General features: G+C 36.6%; 11 protein-coding genes. All 11 read left to right on the top strand.

Annotation, left to right across the window (positions count from 1 at the left end; all coding sequences use genetic code 11):
• The first annotated feature begins 100 nt into the window (after window positions 1–100).
• The 11 genes from ACSVH9_RS11270 to ACSVH9_RS11220 all read left to right on the top strand — a co-directional run bounded on the left by ACSVH9_RS11270 (window position 101) and on the right by ACSVH9_RS11220 (window position 17,670).
• The gene (locus tag ACSVH9_RS11270) at window positions 101–3,409 is read left to right on the top strand and encodes a VCBS repeat-containing protein (protein WP_438063794.1); all 3,309 of its coding nucleotides are present in this window, start codon (window positions 101–103) and stop codon (window positions 3,407–3,409) included.
• Window positions 3,402–6,659, top strand: coding sequence for a VCBS repeat-containing protein (locus ACSVH9_RS11265; RefSeq protein WP_438063793.1), 3,258 nt, complete (start codon window positions 3,402–3,404; stop codon window positions 6,657–6,659). The genes ACSVH9_RS11270 and ACSVH9_RS11265 overlap by 8 nt, the downstream gene beginning before the upstream one ends.
• A 23-nt stretch (window positions 6,660–6,682) precedes the next feature.
• Window positions 6,683–8,035 carry a vanadium-dependent haloperoxidase gene (locus ACSVH9_RS11260; protein ID WP_438063792.1) on the top strand — a complete coding sequence of 451 codons (1,353 nt, stop codon included), beginning with the start codon at window positions 6,683–6,685 and terminating at the stop codon, window positions 8,033–8,035.
• 4 nt (window positions 8,036–8,039) lie between these two features.
• Complete coding sequence (locus tag ACSVH9_RS11255; protein ID WP_438063791.1) at window positions 8,040–8,951, top strand: hypothetical protein; 912 nt, start codon at window positions 8,040–8,042, stop codon at window positions 8,949–8,951.
• Window positions 8,952–9,531: 580 nt separating this feature from the next.
• Window positions 9,532–10,083, top strand: coding sequence for a transposase (locus ACSVH9_RS11250; protein ID WP_438063790.1), 552 nt, complete (start codon window positions 9,532–9,534; stop codon window positions 10,081–10,083).
• Window positions 10,084–10,421: 338 nt separating this feature from the next.
• A complete protein-coding gene (locus ACSVH9_RS11245) occupies window positions 10,422–11,732 on the top strand; it encodes an MFS transporter (protein ID WP_438063789.1) in 1,311 nt (436 codons plus the stop codon).
• Between the two features lie 142 nt (window positions 11,733–11,874).
• Window positions 11,875–13,053 carry a fructofuranosidase/invertase gene (locus tag ACSVH9_RS11240; RefSeq protein WP_438063788.1) on the top strand — a complete coding sequence of 393 codons (1,179 nt, stop codon included), beginning with the start codon at window positions 11,875–11,877 and terminating at the stop codon, window positions 13,051–13,053.
• A 2-nt stretch (window positions 13,054–13,055) separates the two neighbouring features.
• Entirely contained in the window at window positions 13,056–13,988 is a 933-nt protein-coding gene (locus tag ACSVH9_RS11235) for a carbohydrate kinase family protein (RefSeq protein WP_438063787.1), read from the top strand.
• Window positions 13,989–14,004: 16 nt separating this feature from the next.
• Window positions 14,005–15,237: an MFS transporter gene (locus ACSVH9_RS11230; protein WP_438063786.1), complete on the top strand. Its 1,233-nt coding sequence runs from the start codon at window positions 14,005–14,007 to the stop codon at window positions 15,235–15,237.
• Complete coding sequence (locus ACSVH9_RS11225; RefSeq protein WP_438063785.1) at window positions 15,215–17,080, top strand: trehalase family glycosidase; 1,866 nt, start codon at window positions 15,215–15,217, stop codon at window positions 17,078–17,080. The genes ACSVH9_RS11230 and ACSVH9_RS11225 overlap by 23 nt, the downstream gene beginning before the upstream one ends.
• 161 nt (window positions 17,081–17,241) lie before the next feature.
• Complete coding sequence (locus ACSVH9_RS11220; protein ID WP_315173586.1) at window positions 17,242–17,670, top strand: CBS domain-containing protein; 429 nt, start codon at window positions 17,242–17,244, stop codon at window positions 17,668–17,670.
• The last annotated feature ends 129 nt before the right edge of the window (window positions 17,671–17,799 follow it).

Raw genomic sequence — 17,799 nt, 5'->3', positions numbered from 1 at the left:
CTTTAAAAGTATTTCTGTAAGTTGTTTTTTTTTACATATTAATTCTATAAATTACGTGACTATAAGAGCCTTACAAAATAATTAAAACCTACTCTCTATTATGTTGCAACGATTATTTCTATTTGCTATTGTGACACTTTTTTTCTCGAATTGTTCCAAGGTTAAAACCGATACTTTATTCACCCAATTGCCTTCTTCAGACACGGGTATTGATTTCATTAATGAAGTCAAAAATGGAGAAGATATGAACATTTTTAAATACCGAAATTTTTATAATGGAGGCGGAGTTGCAATTGGTGACATCAACAATGATGGGCTTTCAGATGTATACTTTACTTCTAATTTGGGCAAAAACAAACTCTATCTCAACAAGGGCAATTTTAAGTTTGAAGATATTTCTGTGAAAGCCGGTGTTGAAGGTAAAAAAGTTTGGTCAACAGGTGTCGTAATGGTCGATGTTAATGCCGATGGATTACTAGACATTTATGTTTGTAATGCTGGGAATAGTAAAGGAAGTCAACAAAATAATGAGCTTTTCATTAACAATGGCAACCTAACGTTTACCGAAAAAGCTGAAGAATATAATCTTGCCGACACTGGAATTACAACACATGCCGCATTTTTTGATTATGATAAAGATGGTGATTTAGATGTTTATATTCTCAATAACAGCTTTATCCCTGTTAGTAGCTTGAATTATTCTAATAAAAGAGAACTACGTGACAAAGATTGGGATGTGGCCGATATTCTTAAAGGTGGAGGTGATAAATTATTACGAAATGATAGCGGAAAGTTTGTCGACGTGAGTGAAGCGGCAGGTATTTACGGAAGCTTGATAGGTTTTGGTTTGGGAGTAACAGTGGGTGATGTAAATGGGGATTTGTTCCCAGATATCTATATATCGAATGATTTTTATGAAAGAGACTATTTGTACATCAACAATAAAAACGGAACTTTTTCAGAGAAAATTCAGGATTGGACGATGCACTTAAGCCAATCTTCTATGGGAGCTGATATGGCGGATATTAACAATGATGGGAAAGCGGATATCTTTGTAACAGACATGTTACCAGAACCAGATGACCGATTGAAAACAACCACAAGTTTTGAGAATTACGATTTGTTTACCCGAAAATTAAATCTTGATTTTTACAATCAATACATGCAAAATACCTTGCAGGTGAATAACGGGAATCAACAATTCAGCGAGATTGCCAATTATGCAGGAGTGGCTAAAACAGATTGGAGCTGGGGCGCTTTGTTATTTGATATGGACAACGATGGTTTAAAAGATATTTACGTTTGTAATGGTATTTATCATGACTTGACCAACCAAGATTTTATGGACTTTTTTGCAAATGAATTGATGCAAAAAATGGTAATTACTGGTAAAAAAGCAGAAATTGAAACCATTATCAACAAAATGCCTAGTACACCAATCCCTAATTACGCTTACAAAAACAATGCAAATCTTACTTTTTCGAACCAAGCACAAAATTGGGGATTGGATACACCTAGTTTTTCTAATGGGGCAGCCTACGGTGATTTAGACAACGATGGTGATTTGGATTTGGTCGTAAATAATGTCAATATGGAAGCCTTTGTTTATAAAAACAATGCTGAAAAGAACAAACAAAATCATTTCGTTAAAGTTAAATTGAAAGGTGACCAACAAAATAAATTTGCAGTTGGAAGCACCGTAGAATTGTTTTCTGGTTCCGAAATTTTAAGACAAGAACTCATTCCGTCTCGTGGTTTTCAATCGTCTATAGATTATACGATGACATTCGGAATAGGAAACAAAAAAATTGATTCCTTACAAGTTATTTGGCCTAACGGGAAAACGCAAACCATTAAAAAAGTAGTAAACAATACTACGATTCAATTGAATATTTTGGACGCGAAGTCCGATTTTGTAGTCAAAAATAAAGTTGAAAAACCCTTGTTTTCTGAAACGAAAACTACATTCATAGCACATAAAGAAAACAGTTTTATCGACTTTGACTACGAAGGCTTGATTTCCAAAATGATTTCTCAAGAAGGACCAGCTTATGCTGTTGCAGATTTAAATGGAGATGGAAATGAAGATGTATTTATTGGCGGAGCCAAAGGTCAAGCGGCTCAAGTTTATCTTAATAAAGGAAATGGAGTTTTTACTTTAATTACTCAAAAAGATTTGCAAAAAGATGCCAATTTTGAGGACACAGCAGCTGCTTTTTTTGATGCCGACAAGGATGGCGATATGGATTTATTAGTGGGTTCTGGAGGAAATGAAAAAGCCGATCAAGCCAATTACAAAAACAGATTGTACTTGAATAACGGAAAAGGCATTTTTACAAAAAGTACAATAGCTCTTCCAACTACAAATAATAATGTGGCTGTAATCGCACCCTATGATTTTGATAACGATGGTGATAACGATGTTTTTATTGGAAGCCGAAGTGTACCAGGAATTTATGGCATTGACCCAAAACATTTATTGTTAGAAAATGATGGCAAAGGAAATTTTACCAATGTAATCGATAAAAAAGCTTTTAAAATCAATACCTACGGAATGATTACCGATGCCGTTTGGGAAGATATTGATAACGATTCCAAAAAAGATTTGATTTTGGTTGGTGAATGGAATGCGCCTATGATTTTCAAAAATACAGGAAGAAGATTGACTACTTTTTCATCTAACTTGACCGAATGGAGTGGATTTTGGAACACAGTGCAATGCGTAGATGTGAATAATGACGGAAAGAAAGATTTGATTCTAGGCAACAAAGGAACGAATACTTCTTATAAAGCGACCAAGGAAAAACCAATGAAATTGTTTATCAATGATTATGATAACAACGGCACAATAGAGCAAATTACGACTCAAACCATTGAAGGTAAAGATGTACCCTTGCATTTGAAACAAGAATTGGCCAAACAAATTCCGATGATTAAAAAGAAAAACTTGAGCTATACCGATTATTCTAAAAAGACGTTTCAAGAACTTTTTGATACAGAAATAATCAATAATTCAGTTCAAAAAACAGCCAAAATGCAAGAAAGTTGTATTGCTATCAACAAAGGAAATGGTAAGTTCGAAATTCAAGTTTTGCCCAAAGAAGTGCAGTTTTCAAGTGTTAATGCTATAGCGACTATGGATGTCAATAAAGATGGGATACTAGACTTGGTACTTGGAGGGAATCAATATCCTTTTAAACCTCAATTTTCTAGATTAGATGCTAATTTTGGTAGTGTGCTTTTAGGAAGCAAACAAGGGAAATTTACTTGGGTTCCTTATCCAAAATCAGGATTTTTTATGAGAGGGGAAGTCAAACATTTACAAGTCATCAAGAACAAGAACAATACGACAGCAGTTTTGGCTGTACTCAATAACAACGCGCCTAAACTTTTTATAAGCAATGAATAATTTTTTAAAAGTTGGTCTAGCCTCATTAATATTGACGGCATGTTCCCAAAAAGAAGCACCACTTTTTGATAAACTCGACCCTACGGAAAGCAATATCACTTTCAAAAATGAGCTAATTGAGTCTAAGAATATTTCGATATTAGATTACCTCTATTATTACAATGGAGGTGGTGTGGCATTAGGCGATATCAATAACGACGGCTTAGTAGATGTGTATTTTACTTCCAATCAAGGGAAAAATAAATTGTATCTCAACAAAGGGAACAACAAATTTGAAGATATTTCAGCTAAGGCGGGTGTAGAAGGGCAAAGCGATTGGAATGCAGGTACAGTAATGGCCGATGTAAATGGTGATGGATATTTAGACATTTATGTGTGTGCGGTTGTTGGTATTCATGGTTTTGAAGGCCATAACGAGCTTTTTATCAATAACAAGAACAATACTTTTACTGAGAGCGCTGCAGAATATGGTCTCGATTTAGACAATTATAGTTCATCAGCGGCTTTCTTAGATTATGATTTAGATGGAGATTTAGACATGTATTTGCTTAACCATGCAGTTCATTCTGAATTGTCTTTTGGCAATGCCAATATTAGGAACAAAAGAAGTTATGAATGTGGTGATAAATTGTTCCGAAATGATAACGGCAAATTTGTTGACGTTAGTGAAAAGGCGGGCATTTTTGGCGGAGCCAATGGGTATGGTTTAGGAATTGCTGTTTCTGATTTTAATTTGGATGGCTATCCCGATATCTATATAGGGAATGATTTTCATGAAGATGATTATTATTATTTGAACAATGGTGACGGCACTTTTACGGAAAGTTTGAAACAATTTTTTGGACATACCAGCCGATTCTCTATGGGGGTTGATGTGGCAGATATTAATCACGATGGTTTTCCAGACATTTTAAGCTTGGACATGTTACCCGAAGACGAGAAAGTATTAAAAGCTTCTTTGGGAGATGATAACGTCCAAATGCTGAAAGTACGTACTGAAAAATTAGGCTATCATTATCAATATACTCGTAATATGTTGCAAATAAATCAAGCTGGAAAGCATTTTACAGAGACAGCGCTTTTAAGTGGAGTTGCTGCTACAGATTGGAGCTGGAGTGCCCTTTTTGCTGATTACGATCAAGACGGTGAACAAGATATTTTTGTTGCTAACGGAATACCCAAACGCCCTAATGACCTTGATTATGTAAAGTATTATTCTAATGATCAAATAAAGAGCAAGCTCAATACCACTAAGCTTCTTGACAAGGAAGCTCTTAAAAAAATGCCTTCTGGAAATGTTACCAATTATGTTTTTCAAGGCAGTACCGATTTAATCTTTAAAAACCGTTCCAAAGATTGGATAGAAAATGACACTATCATTTCTAATGGAAGTGGTTATGCTGATATTGATAATGATGGGGATTTAGACATTATCACCAACAATACAAACACTGTAGCTACAATTTATAAGAATACTACAGATAAGAAAGCGAATTTTTTAAAAATAAAATTGCGTTTTGAAGGAAAAAATACTTTCGGAATTGGTGCTAAAGTTATTTCGTATGTCAAAGGTCAAAAACAATTCAAAGAGTTGCAAACCACTAGAGGGTTTCAATCTTCCTCTGAGCCTATGCTGCATTTTGGCTACGGAAAAATAAACACTATTGATTCGTTAGTGGTGATTTGGCCTGACAAAACGTATCAAACACTAAAAAAGGTAAAAGTAAATCAAGCGCTAACTATAAATGCTAATAAAAACAGAAAAGTATTTGATTACCAATTGCTTCATCCAAAAGTGGAGCCCGTTTTGCAAAAGGTAAAAGGAAATTTAGGGATAAATTTTGTGCATGAAGAAAATGAGTATATCGATTTTATTGTTCAAAAGTTAATTCCTTATCAAAGAACAGATCGTGGTCCTGCTACAGCAATTGGTGATTGGGACGGAGACGGTAAGGAAGATGTTTTCTTTGGTGGTTCAAAAGATAAAAAAGCAGTCTTTTATCTCCAAAAAGGCAATGGTTTTGTAGCCAAAAGTTATCCTGCTCTTGAACAAGATGCTGTCTTTGAAGATGCTTCGGCAGTACTAGCAGATTTTGATGGCGATCAAAAGAAAGATCTATTTGTAGCTTCTGGTGGAGGAGAAAACGCTTCCAATTTGCAAGATCGTTTGTATCGCAACAACAATAACGTACCTTCGAGACAAGAGTTACCACGAGTAGCACAAAATGCAACAGTGATAAGAACTTTCGATTATGACAAAGACGGAGACTTAGATGTTTTTATTGGAAATAACTCTGAAACGAATCGTTTTGGAAGTACACCAGATTGCTATTTATTAAAGAATACCAAAGGTAAATTTACCCTAGACCAAACCAAAACGTTTGCTAAAATTGGGATGGTTACCGACGCTGTTTTTACCGATTTTAATTCCGATGGGCAAACCGATTTAATCGTGATTGGAGAATGGATGCAACCCACTTTTTTTGCCAATAAAAACGGAAAGTTCACCAATGTTACAACAACCGTTGCTTCTTCTAAAAATAAAGGAATTTGGCAAACTATTCTCCCTTTTGATATTGACCATGATGGCGATGAAGATTACTTGCTTGGCAATTGGGGGATGAATTCAAAATTCAACGCCTCAGAGACTTATCCATTAAAAATGTACTATGACGATTTTGATAATAATGGCACTTTTGAAACTATTGTAGCAAAAGAGAAGAACGGAAAGTATTACACTACAATGGGACTAGATGAATTGACAGAGCAATTTAGTGGTATGCTCAAGAAAAAATTCAATAGTTATCAATCATTTGCGGGTAAAACAGTCGAAGAGATTTTTGACCCAGCGATGCTGGCTATTGCAAAACAATATGAAGTACACACATTGCAATCGGGCTATTTAAAAAACAATAAGGGGAAATTTGTTTTTGTTCCTTTTTCTAACGCAATGCAAGTGGCGCCAATAACAAGTTTTGTTGCTGGTAATTTTGTCGGAGATGCCAAACCAGAAGTGTTTGCTGCTGGGAATTACTTTGGTGTGTCTCCATACCACAGCCGATTTGACGGTTTCTCAGGAGCATTAATCATTGACCAAAAAACAATGCTTTTAGGACACCAATTAGGTATTGATTTGACTCAAAAAGCAGTACGTCATCTAGACATTCTCTCGGTTAATAATCAAAATTATTTATTGGTCACTATCAATAACAAACCCGCAGAAGTCTATCAAATAACCAACAAAAAATAACCAACCAAACTAGATTTACACAAATGAAATTTTCTATTTTATCTCTTATAAGTGTTTGTTTCTTGGCAACTTCTTGCCATAACGAAAAAGCAATTACAATAACCTCTAATGATTATTGTGCCGCTGTTGATACGGTAACCGGAATTATGGTTCATGATATTTTTTCGCCACCGGTAGCGAGTAGAATCTATGTTTACCCTAATGTTGCGGCTTATGAGATTATGGTGCAAAACAGTAAAGAGTATCAAAGTCTACAAGGGCAATTAAAAGGCTTGGATTCTATTCCTGCTTTAGACCCTAAAAGCGGAGTCAATGTTCCGTTGGCGGCCTTAATTGCGCAGATGGAAGTGAGTAAAAAACTCGTTTTTTCTGAAGAAGCTATTGAGAAATACCGCGATAGTTTGTATGCAAAATGGAGTGATGAAAATGAAAAAGAATTTGAAGTTTCTAAGGAATATGCACTAAAAGTGGTTGACCGTATTGCAAAATGGATGGGAAAAGACAACTACAAAGAAACAAGAACGATGCCTAAATATTCGGTTCATGCTGACCAACCGGCTCGATGGCAACCTACACCTCCCGCTTACATGGATGCAGTTGAACCACATTGGGGGAAAATTAGAACTTTAGTAATGGACTCATCAGCTCAGTTTAAGCCCAAAGCACCTTTTCCTTTTTCTACGGATAAAAACTCAGATTTTTATAGAGAAGCAAAAGAAACTTATGACGTAGGGAATAAGATTTCTAAGGATTTATTGGCGATGGAAAAGAGCAAAAGCACTATAATTCCAGAAGAATCTGCTATAGCAACTTTTTGGGATTGCAATCCGTATGCTACCGTGACACAAGGGCACATGATGTTTGCGAAAAAGAAGAATACACCCGATGCGCACTGGATAAATATTGCCAAAATAGCGTGTAAAACCGCAAAAACAGATTTTAATAAAACGGTTTTTGTGTATACCAAAACATCAATTGGTGTTTTCGAATCGTTTATCAGCTGTTGGGACCAAAAGTTCAAAACCAATGTAGTGCGACCAGAAACCTATATCAATCAATACATAGATGAAAACTGGAAGCCACAATTGCAAACGCCTCCTTTTCCAGAGTATACCAGTGGGCATTCAGTTTTATCAGCTTGTTCTGCTGAGATTTTGACGGCAATTTTCGGAGATAATTTTGCGTATGTAGACGATTCTGAGATTCCGTTTGGTTTGCCCAAACGAAAGTTTACGTCTTTTAAGCAAGCGGCCGACGAAGCATCGATGAGTAGGTTATATGGCGGAATTCATTACCGTGCCGCAATTGTGAATGGAGTGGAGCAAGGAAAAATGATTGGTAAGTACATCAATAGTAAATTAAAAATGACCAAGTAAAGCGATGAAGAAGAAAATAGGTATTTTTTGTAGTGTTGTGCTGTTTCTTTTTTTGGGATGGTATTTTGGCATTAAAGCATCAGATTATACGATAACATTTACTGCAAAAGCTGCCTCAGGAACTGTTTTTCAAGGCATACAAGAATGGTCAAATATTCAAAAACAAAAGCGAAAAGAGCATTTTACTGTAGTAGAAAAAAATAATTTTGATTACCTAAAACAGCAGATGACTGTTGGAGATACTGCCTATACTTATGTTTGGGAAATCACTCCTTTGAACGACACAGTGTCCAAAGTAAGTGTGGGAATCAATGAAATTGGAAAGAGTTGGTACAACAAAATCACAGCTCCCTTTTTTGCAACTAAATTTAGAACTGAACAAATTAGGAAAGTCAAAGATTTGCGCGAAGGGTTGTATGAGCATCTCAAAAAATTGAAAGTCAGAATTGACGGAGAAGGAACTTCAAAGCCAGTATATGTTGCTTACATTCAACTCAAAAGTGTGTTGCAAGAAAAAGCACAAACGATGATAGGAAATGATGCTACAATTACAGGATTTTTATATACCCATAAAATTAAAATCGTTGATCGACCTTATGTAGAAATTGTAGATTGGGATTTGGATACAGAAGCAATCGTTTTTAATTATTGTTTCCCAATTGACCCTTCGACAAAAGCGATAGCTGACGTTAATGTGAAATTCAAAACGATTCCTGCGCTAAAAGGACTTAAGGCAACTTATTATGGTAATTTTAGAACGTCTGACAGGGCTTGGTTTGCTTTGATGGATTATGCCAAAAAGCACGATTTGAAAATTAAAAAGACAGCTTTAGAACATTTTCTTGCCAACCCGTTTAACGGTGGTGAGGAATTAGAATGGGAAACCCAAATTATTATGCCTTTTGCTTCAAACTAGTGGGATTTCCTGCAAGGTTTTTTTCAAACCTTGTAGGTATTTTGAGAGTGTTGTTTGAAAAAGAAGACCTACAAGGTTTAGGAAACCTTGCAGGTCGTTAAGTTTAAAGTTTTTTTGACATCGGATTTCCTGCAAGGTTTTTTAAAATCATGTAGGTATTTTGAGAGTGTTGATTTAAAATGGAGACCTACGAGGTTTTGGAAACCTCGCAGGTCGTGAAGTCTAAAGTTTTTTGACATCGGATTTCCTGCAAGGTTTTTTTCAAACCTTGTAGGTATTTAGAAAGTGTTGATTTGAAATTAAGACCTACAAGGTTTTGGAAATCTCGCAGGTCGTGAAGCCTAGCGTTTTTTTGATATCGGATTTCCTGCAAGGTTTTTTTCAAACCTTGTAGGTATTTTGAGAGTGTTGATTTGAAATGGAGACCTACAAGGTTTTGGAAACCTCGCAGGTCGAGAAACTTAAAGTTTTTTTGATGTCTGATTTCCTGCAAGGTTTTTTTCAAACCTTGTAGATATGTTTAATAATATAATTTAAAACTTGGCTTTAAAATGAAAGCTATTGAAATGTTTAAAAGAATATGAAATTAGAAGTTTTAGAAAAAGAGTGTTACTATCATATCTACAACAGAGGAGTAAATGGTTGTATGATTTTTGAGAATGATGAAAACAAGAATTTCTTTTTAAGACAACTTTCAAAATATTTATTGGACAATGTTGCGATAGTAGCCTATTGTCTGATGGATAATCATTTTCATTTGGTAGTTCAGTTAAAGGCTGAGCAAGAACTAGTAACTCAATCTTTTTCTAATTTTTTTAATTCTTATGCTAAAGCATTCAATAAACAATTTAACAGAACGGGTAGTCTTTTTGAAAAGCATTTTAAGAGGATTAAGCTGAATGATGAAACCTATTTGAGACAGTTAATAGTATATGTTCATTTGAATCCAACACACCATTTAGAACTAGACTTTCGAGCTTTTAAATTTTCTTCTTATCAAGCTATGCTTTCTAGTAAAGAGACTAAGTTGCAAAAAGAGGAAGTCTTATTGTTATTTGGAGGGAAAGAAAATTTTATTTTTTCGCATAATGAAAGAAATGATTATTTAGCTGAAAAATATGCTTTGGAATAAATTGGAATTATTTTTCTAAGCCCATTTTCCACTAAAAATCAACCAGTTCGAAAACGTTTTCGGTAGTTCCGAAAACGTTTTTTATTTTAAATCAGCCTGCTATTGAGAGATTACAACTAAATTTAGGTTTGATAATTTGATTTCGAGTTAGAAGTGATGCCCAAAAGCGAAACCATCTTTCTCTTTAGCCCCGACAGTAGCGGCATCCTTTGCTTTTTTCCTTTAAAAAAGCAAAGATATAGCGGATGGCGGGACGATGACAGCAAAGAAGCCTTTTGATTACTGCTCCTAAATACTACTTGAACAAATTATAACTAACCTAAACCGATGCATTACTTATGGCGATAAAGCTAAAACTCAATTTTTGGCAAATTTGGAATATGAATGTTGGCTTTTTTGGCATTCAATACAGTTTCGGATTGCAACAAAGTGCCGTGAATCCTATTTATGATTTTTTGGGTGCAAGTCCAGACGAAATTCCGTTATTAAATTTGGCTGGGCCAGTTACCGGATTATTGATTCAGCCCTTGATTGGCGCGATGAGTGACCGCACTTGGCACCCGCGTTGGGGTCGAAGAAAACCTTATTTCTTTGTTGGAGCTTTGCTTTGCAGTATTTGTTTGTTGTTGTTTCCCTACAGCAGTTCGTTGTGGATGGCGGCAGGCTTGCTTTGGATTTTGGATGCGGGAAATAATACGGCTATGGAACCTTACCGCGCTTTTATTGCCGATAAGTTAGACGAAGAACAACAGCCGATTGGGTTTCAAATGCAAAGTTTTTTTACCGGTTTGGGGCAAACCTTGGCCAACGTTTCGCTCTTTATTTTCCCTATGATTTTTATTGGTAAAACGGGTTCGTTGCCCACTTGGGTGTATGCTTCCTTTTTTCTGGGAGCGGTTTGTTCTATTGGTTCGATTTGGTGGAGTATGAAAACGACCAGTGAAATCCCGCCAACGCCAGAGGAATTAGAAGTTTTGAAATCGCATAAAGGAGGTTTGTTTGAACCCTTAGTTGAGATTTTCTCTGCTATTGGCGATATGCCTCGCGTAATGTGGCAACTGGCTTTGGTGTATTTGTTTCAGTGGTATGCGCTGTTTTGTTATTGGCAAAATTCGTCCAAAAGCATCGCATTATCCGTTTGGCAAGCTACGCCACAAAGCAATCCCGCGGCTTATGAGCAAGCGGTGAGTTGGACCGGATTGGTCAATGGCTGGTACAATGTAGTTACTTTCTTGACCGCATTTTTATTGGTAGGATTTGCGAAAAAGTTTAGCCCAAAAGCCGTTCACGCCTTTTGTCTGCTCTTGGCCGCCTTAGGATTTTTGGCCTTCCCACACATCGAAAACAAGAATGTATTGTTTTTCGCCATCACCGGTTTCGGAATCGGGTGGGCGAGTATGATGGGTATTCCGTATTTAATGGTCGTTCACGAAATCCCCAAAGAGCGCTATGGTGTCTATATGGGCATCATCAATATGATGATTGTGATTCCAATGATTATTCAAAACGTCACTTTTGGTTACATCCTCAAACATTTTTTACACAACGACGCGCGACTCGCCATCACTTTTGCAGGAGTACTGCTCTTGTGTAGTGTGCTTTGTACGTTATTAATCAAGAGTAAACCAACTGTTTTAAAAGATAATTAGGGCGTGACCACTTCTAGCAAAGGGGGCTTTTATCGGAGCGTGCTAGTTGCCCCCTTTGCTACAAGCGGTCGGGCTTTACACGCTACTTCGGTAGCAAGTTTCAATCCCTCACGCAAAAAAAAAGCAACGCAATTTATATCAAATGACAAGCAACATTTCTTATTCAAAAGCTATCGAATTACTCCAAAGATGTTCCTCAGAGCAAGGATTTTTGGCCAGCGCACAAGACATTTCTAATTACAAAAGAGTTTGGGCGCGAGATGGAGTGATTTGCGGATTGGCAGCCTTAGCCTCAGGTGATGCCAACTTAATAGCAACCTTCAAAAAAACCTTGGAGACATTGGCTAATTCTCAGCATAGCATTGGTACAATTCCTTCCAATGTTCAGTATGCTAACGATAAGGTTGAGGTAAGTTACGGCGGATTAGCTGGAAGAGTAGATGCTGTCACGTGGTTCATTATTGGAGTTTGTCAGTATGCTTATGCTACTAATGATGAATGCTTTTTAGCCAAACACGCAGCCAAAATAGAGAAATGCTTTAAACTTTTAGACGCTTGGGAATTCAATAATCGCGGATTGGTTTATGTGCCTTTGTCCGGCAATTGGGCCGACGAATACATCACAGATGGATATGTATTGTACGACCAATTACTCCGAGTTTGGGCACTCAAAAGCTATAATTATTTCGCAGAAGAAGCATCAATCGATGAAAAAATAAAACAAATAGAAGAACGCATTATCCAGAACTTTTGTCCTGAGTCCGGTGGGGAAAAATACCACGAAAGAGCTTACGAGGCTTGTGACATTAGTAATTACTTGCCTTGTAGCTTTTCCCCAGCTGGTTATAAAACACAGTTTGATGGGTTTGCCAATTCATTAGCCTTGCTTTTAGACATTGGTCCAGCCGATTTTCAAAAAACAATTGTGGACTATGCTACAACCTTACAACAAGAATGCCCTTTGGGATTGTTGCCAGCCTTTTGGCCACCCATTCACGAAACCGACCCCGATTGGTATTTGCTCAAAAACAATTGCAAATACGAATTTCGAAACTATCCAAACGAATTTCATAACGGCGGTAGTTGGCCAATGGTCAATGGTTTTTTTGGATTAGCCTTATTGTCTAAAAACGAAAAGGCAAACGCCACACAACTTTTGCAAGCCATAAATGATGCCAACGCCCTGGCCGATTTTAGTTTTTACGAGAACTTCAACACAGCCACAAAAGCGCCAAACGGAGTGCCATTCTGCGCTTGGAGTGCTTCGGGAGCGGTTCTTTTGCATCAAAGTTTACATACTAATTTTAAACTCTTACTCTAATTTTGGAAAAAACGATAGACCTTATATGTGCTGGCGAGATTCTCATAGATTGTATTGGACAACAAACCAATGCTACTATTGCGGAAACAACTTCTTACGGAAGGTTTTTGGGAGGTTCACCAACAAATGTCGCCATAAATGCTGCCAAACTTGGATTACGGTCAGCACTTGTAGCTAGTTGTGGCGCTGATGGGTTAGGGGATTTTATGCTAGAAAGTTTGCAAAAAGCCAATGTGATAACAACGCAACTAAGCCAAAAAGAAGATACTTCCACCTCGATAATTTTGGTTTCTAAATCAACAGGAACCCCAGATTTTATTCCGTATCGCACGGCTGATTTTTTAATTGAACGCGAACAAATTCCAACTGCATTTTTACAACAAGCAAAAATTTTCCACACCACTTGCTTTGGATTAAGTAAAAATCCAGCACAAACCACCATCATAGAAAGCGCGCAACTTGCGGCTCAGTTAGGTTTTAAAACGAGTATTGACATCAATTTCTCGGAACGCATTTGGCCCAATCGTGAGGAGGCAAAAAGAATAATTGCTTTGTATCTAACGACGAATCCTTTAGTAAAATTAAGTGAAGATGATTGCTATCGTTATTTTGGGGAAACCAAATCGGAGTCTTTCATTTTGGATTATTTTCACGAATTAGGCGCTGCAACTATTTGTTTGACGAAAGGGAAAGATGGTGTGATTTTATCGGATAAAGAACACGGAAAAATACACCAAGCCGCGTTGCCTATCTCCGAAATAAAAGATGCTACGGGAGCTGGAGATGCTTTTTGGACGGGTTTTTTATATGCACAACTGCAACAAAAAAGCTTTGAAGAAACGCTTGCAATCGCCCAAAAACTTGCAGTATTGAAGTTACAACACCTCGGAGGACTGCCCAATGATGTTGACATTGTAAGCTATTTGAAAAATTAAAATAACCGAATCTACTATGAAAAAAAACACCATCAAATGGGCAATGTATCTTAATTACTTTGTATTTGCTATTTTGCTTAATAGTGTAGGAATCGTAATCCTCAAAGCACAAAGAAACTATGGTGTAGACGAATTAGAAGCGAGTATATTAGAGGCGTTCAAAGATTTACCAATAGCCATTGTCTCTTTCTTGATTGCTTCCTTTTTACCAAGAATTGGGTATAAAAGAGCGATGCTAATTGGTCTAGGATTGGTGTATGTGGCTTGTATAACGATGTATTTTGGCAACTCTTTTGCCACGGCGAAATTACTCTTTGCAACGGTTGGTGTTTCTTTTGCTTTAATTAAGGTGTCGGTTTATTCTCTTATTGGAACGGTGACCGAAAATCAGCAAGAACACAACAGCTTAATGAGCAGTATAGAAGGGGTTTTTATGATAGGAATTGCGCTGGCTTATTTTTTATTTCCCGCGTTTAATTCGGAAACCAATCCCGATGCTTGGCTTAACGTGTATTGGTTGTTGGCAGGGATTTCAGGAGTTTCGTTTGCTTTTTTGTTTTTGGCAAAATCAGAAAGTCAAGTGGAGATTCCCGGAGTCAATCTACTCGACGATTTTAAACAAATGTTTCAATTAATGGCCAAATTACTAACGATAGTTTTTGTTATTAGTGCGTTTCTATTTGTAATGATTGAACAAGGAATTATGTCTTGGTTACCCACTTTTAATAGTAAAGTGCTGCATTTGCCTGAAAATATCAGCATTATGATGGCAAGTATTCTGGCTATTTCTTTAGCTGTAGGAAGATTGGCAGCTGGTTTTTTGACCAAAAAAATCAATTGGATTTGGATTCTAAGTGCTTGCATTATCATAGCGATGTTGATTGTGATTTTTGTATTACCCAAAGCGGTCGGCCTCGAAGTCAAAACGATAACTTCATTATCCGATATTCCACTCATAGGATTTGCTTTTCCATTGGTAGGTTTATTCATAGCACCCATTTATCCATTGTTGAATTCGGTTGTGTTGAGTGCGCTTCCTAAAAGGCTACACAGTTCAATGACGGGTTTGATTGTTGTTTTTTCGGCTTTGGGAGGTACTTTAGGGTCTAGAATTATTGGGTATTTGTTTAAAAATGAAGGACCCGAAAATGCTTTTTTTTACACCTTGATTCCGATGTTGTTGCTTTTGTTTTCCTTTTTCATATTAAAAAAATTAACGACGACCGATGAAAATAGTAGTAGAAATTGATGCTGTTTTTGAGCAATTATTACAGCAAGAAGATACAGATAAAGACAAAAAAATAACCAAAGACGATAGAGGTCCGAAACGATTTGTTTTGAATGATAGCAAAACGAAAGAGCAATTTGTAATTGAAGGAACCTATCATTTATCAAATCTTTTGCAAGAGTTGGCAGAATTGAGAGGGCAGGGTAACACTTTTGGTGAAATCAATCTTGACCTAATTCAGGAACAACCCGTCAACCGAATTTCAAGAAAAATCCAAACCTCTTATTGGGAGGAACTAACGCGATGTATCGATAGAAAAGGCTTGCAGCAAATTTTGGCAGATGAGAAAACATCCAATGCGGTTCCGACTCTTTATGTATCGGCAAAAGATACACAAGGAGTTGCCTATTTTTTAGCATTAGAAAAAGAATGGGGCAATTTCAAAGTGGCGATTTTACCTGAAAATTATACGCAAGACTATGTCGAGACGCTAAATACCAAACCTGGCCTTTTGGCTTTGGCTACCTCTCAAGATGAAGAAGAGATAAATGGCGTTCCTTTTGTAGTTCCTGGTGGACGATTCAACGAAATGTACGGTTGGGACAGCTACTTTATTGGGTTAGGCTTACTAGAAGACGACAAATTGGATTTGGCCAAAGCCATTGCAACCAATTTTAAGTATCAAATAGAACATTACGGTAAAATTTTAAATGCGAACAGAAGTTATTATTTGACCAGAACACAACCTCCTTTATATTCCTCCTTGCTTCGAGCCATAGTAGATTATGAAAAACCTGATGTAGCTTGGTTGGCAAGTCATTTAGAAACAGTAATTGAAGAATACCATTCGGTTTGGATGGTGATGGGCGAGCGTTTAACGCCAACAGGCTTGAGCCGTTACAAAGCGGATGGAATCGGAATGCCTTTTGAAGTAGAACCAGGACATTTTGATGAGGTTTTAGAACCTTTTGCTAAAAAATATGGACTTCCTTTAAGAGAGTTTGAGCAAAAATATTTAGAACGAAGCATTGTCGATGCTGATTTGGATGAGTATTTTGTGCATGATAGAAGTATGCGAGAAAGTGGTCATGACACCACCAACCGATTAATTAATTCGTGCGCCAACTTGAATTCGGTTGATATTAATAGCTTTTTGTATAAATATGAAACTGATATCGCCTATTTTATTGCGACCTATTTTGACTGTACTTTTGTGTCTCAAAATAAAACGTATGCAGCACAAGAATGGCTCGATAAGGCCAAAACACGAAAGGCATTAATCGATAAGTACTGTTGGAATGAAACGGAAGGAATGTATTTTGATTATGATTTTGTGCATCAGAAGTCCTTTCCTTTTGAAGCGGCAACCACTTTTTTCCCGTTATGGGCGGGATTGTGTTCTCAGGAACAGGCGGTAAAATTGGTAGAAAAAGCGTTGTCTAAGTTTGTAATGACAGGCGGTATCGCTGGAAGTACAGCTGAAAGCGTAGCCAATGTAAACCCAGATGCTCCTCAGCGCCAATGGGATTATCCTTTTGGTTGGGCACCCCATCAAATGCTATTGTGGGAAGGACTAAAAAACTACGGTTTCGAATCCAAATTACAGGAAATGGTGTACAGATGGTTGTGGTTGATTACCATCAATGCTGTAGAGTACAACGGTACCATTCCAGAAAAATTCGATTTAGAAATTAGTTCTCATAAAGTATTTGCAGAGTATGGCAACGTTGGAACCGAGTTTGATTACATCGCCAAAGAAGGTTTTGGATGGGTCAATGCTTCTTATCAATGTGGTTTAACATTGCTCAAACCAAAATGGAAAGACCATCTGAATCAACTAATTCATCCTGACGAATTATTTTAGAAGTGATGTAAGCTTTTTGTTTTTAAGCGAAAATTAGAGTAAAATGGCAAATTTTTTTAGCAAATGAAAAAAGTGTAAATAACTTCTAATAATAAAAAATAGCTTTTATGTTTTTTGAATGTTTATTTTTTTAACTTTATATTTATTTAAATACAATTTATATGACTGTTAATCAAATATTAAGCACGAAGGGAAAGGACGTTTATTCCATACTTTCCACCAACACTGTTTACGAAGCGTTAACAGTGATGAGCGAAAAAAACATAGGCGCCATTCTTATTATTGAAGAAGGTGTTCTAAAAGGGATTTTATCAGAAAGAGATTATGCTAGAAAAATTGTTTTAAAATCTAAATCTTCTAAAAAAGCACTAGTTAGCGAAATTATGGTTACCGAAGTGTTTACCGTTAGTCCTTCGGATAAATTGGAGTACTGTATGGAATTGATGAGTACCAAACGCGTAAGACACCTACCAGTAGTTGAAAATGATGTTGTAATTGGTATCATTTCGATTAGTGATGTTGTAAAAGCGATTATTGAAATGCAAAAGGAAACAATTGCACATTTAAATTCTTACATTACACAGGGATAAAAAATAAATTATGACTTTTTCAAAGCTGCTTTTGCAGCTTTTTTTATTTTATAACAAAGATTATAATAAAAATTAAATTTTTGACGACTAGTTTACAATTAGAACTTTATCTTTGTAAGCCAGATAAAA

Source organism: Flavobacterium sp. RSSB_23, assembly GCF_051547145.1.
GTDB lineage: Bacteria > Bacteroidota > Bacteroidia > Flavobacteriales > Flavobacteriaceae > Flavobacterium.
This window is presented reverse-complemented; position numbering and strand designations above follow the sequence as displayed.

Bases quoted from the DNA above. Each gene is read 5' to 3' on its own strand.
- ACSVH9_RS11260 (WP_438063792.1), top strand. From the start codon at position 6,683: ATGAAATTTTCTATTTTATCTCTTATAAGTGTTTGTTTCTTGGCAACT.
- ACSVH9_RS11255 (WP_438063791.1), top strand. From the start codon at position 8,040: ATGAAGAAGAAAATAGGTATTTTTTGTAGTGTTGTGCTGTTTCTTTTT.
- ACSVH9_RS11240 (WP_438063788.1), top strand. From the start codon at position 11,875: ATGACAAGCAACATTTCTTATTCAAAAGCTATCGAATTACTCCAAAGA.
- ACSVH9_RS11265 (WP_438063793.1), top strand. From the start codon at position 3,402: ATGAATAATTTTTTAAAAGTTGGTCTAGCCTCATTAATATTGACGGCA.
- ACSVH9_RS11250 (WP_438063790.1), top strand. From the start codon at position 9,532: ATGAAATTAGAAGTTTTAGAAAAAGAGTGTTACTATCATATCTACAAC.
- ACSVH9_RS11220 (WP_315173586.1), top strand. From the start codon at position 17,242: ATGACTGTTAATCAAATATTAAGCACGAAGGGAAAGGACGTTTATTCC.
- ACSVH9_RS11230 (WP_438063786.1), top strand. From the start codon at position 14,005: ATGAAAAAAAACACCATCAAATGGGCAATGTATCTTAATTACTTTGTA.
- ACSVH9_RS11270 (WP_438063794.1), top strand. From the start codon at position 101: ATGTTGCAACGATTATTTCTATTTGCTATTGTGACACTTTTTTTCTCG.
- ACSVH9_RS11225 (WP_438063785.1), top strand. From the start codon at position 15,215: ATGAAAATAGTAGTAGAAATTGATGCTGTTTTTGAGCAATTATTACAG.
- ACSVH9_RS11245 (WP_438063789.1), top strand. From the start codon at position 10,422: ATGGCGATAAAGCTAAAACTCAATTTTTGGCAAATTTGGAATATGAAT.